The 1,296-nt window shown below is 63.0% G+C and carries 1 protein-coding gene and 3 pseudogenes; 3 read left to right on the top strand and 1 reads right to left on the bottom strand.

The genetic code is table 11. From position 1 onward, the window contains the following. Together MKK60_RS00545 and MKK60_RS00540 are read left to right on the top strand one after the other, a co-directional pair. Positions 1 to 132 (top strand): annotated as a pseudogene (locus MKK60_RS00545) (IS3 family transposase); the annotation flags it as partial. 38 nt (positions 133 to 170) lie between these two features. Then, positions 171 to 578, top strand: a pseudogene (locus MKK60_RS00540) (sodium:solute symporter family transporter); the annotation flags it as partial. A 247-nt stretch (positions 579 to 825) separates the two neighbouring features. Here the strand turns inward: MKK60_RS00540 and MKK60_RS00535 are convergent. After that, positions 826 to 1,095: a carbohydrate-binding domain-containing protein gene (locus tag MKK60_RS00535; RefSeq protein ID WP_243983468.1), complete on the bottom strand. Its 270-nt coding sequence runs from the start codon at positions 1,093 to 1,095 to the stop codon at positions 826 to 828. On the opposite strand from MKK60_RS00535, the pseudogene MKK60_RS00530 reads away from it, so the two are divergent. Beyond that, positions 1,084 to 1,212: pseudogene (locus MKK60_RS00530) on the top strand (SAM-dependent methyltransferase); the annotation flags it as partial. The gene MKK60_RS00535 and the pseudogene MKK60_RS00530 overlap by 12 nt on opposite strands. Positions 1,213 to 1,296 lie beyond the last annotated feature (84 nt).

Raw genomic sequence — 1,296 nt, 5'->3', positions numbered from 1 at the left:
CATGCCTCGCTGAAATACCGGCCGCCGGCACTGGAGGTGTTCGTGCCAGCCTTCTCCGCTTGGCCGGCTGCGCTCGCCCGACCAGCTCCGCCGGCCAAGCTACTCGTGGCGGAGCGGCCCACCGTGCACTAACTTCACCCTGGGACCACCTCGCGGGGGCCGATCAGTTCCTGGGCATCGTCTTCGAGGGCCAGAACGTCGCGTTTATGGCCGGGCTCGCCTTCGCCGTCGCGGCCTCAGCGAACTTCCCCGCGCCGCTTCTGTCCATCACTTGGAAGCGGTTCACGACCCCTGCAGCTGTCGCCAGCATCCTGGTCGGGACATTCTCTTCCCTCCTGATGATCTGGCTGTCGCCCACGGTTCAAGTGGACGTGCTCGGAAAGACCTTGTTTGACGTCTCGCGCGCGTGGTGGTTCGTCCCGGTGAAGAACCCGGCCATCATCAGCATGCCGGTATCCTTCATCGTGGCGGTCGTCGTCTCTCTTCTCACCCAGGAGAACGACGCCGAGGGCACCTTCCGCGAGATGCGCCACCGGATCATGTTCGGGAAGTCCAGGGACGCTTATCCGGAATGCTGATTACGGGCTGCCCGATACGAGGGGATGGGGCGTCGGATGGCGCCCTTTCCCTGCTTTGAAGGACGGCGCAGCGGGAGTGTTGCGAGAGGTTCCAGAAGCTGCTGACAAGCTAGGCCCCATCGTCAATCCATAATATAAAGCTGAAAATTAATACCACACAGAAATAGATTACACCCCAAATATAACCTAGAACTCGAGCAGCATTCGATCATGCATCTTTCTGTACATTCGGCTATGTTATTTATATTCAGATGTGCCATTCGACGCTGCCGTTGTAGAACATGTTGGCGACGCCGCCGCTGTTGTAGCCGGCATGGTTGTCGGCGGCATCGCCCGCCAGGGTCTGGCCGTTGAGGCTGACCTGATGGACGTAGAGGTTGCGGTCGGCCGTCGCGCTGCCGCCGTAGACGTCGTCGAGGAACTGCACCGCGATGTCGTGCGCACCCGTGCCGAACGCGCCCGTGAGGGTGATGTCATGCGGCTGGCCGGCCGCAGGCGTGACCGCATGACCGTCCATTTCATCGGCGCCGGGCCGGGCGCTCGCGACCTGATCACCGTGCGCGGGCGCGACCGGATCGCCGCCTGTCCGGTGTGCCTCTATGCCGGCTTGCTGGTCGCGCCGCGGATCCTCGGGTGATGCCCCCCGGCCGCGCGGTCGGTAGCCTCCGAGCCGTATGAGCGTGACACGATCGTCGCCCACATGTTCAACAACGGCAGC

This window comes from Methylobacterium sp. J-092, from assembly GCF_022829325.1.
In the GTDB taxonomy this organism is placed as follows: domain Bacteria; phylum Pseudomonadota; class Alphaproteobacteria; order Rhizobiales; family Beijerinckiaceae; genus Methylobacterium.
Note: the sequence above shows the minus strand (reverse complement) of the source record. Positions and strands in the feature narration are given on the sequence as shown.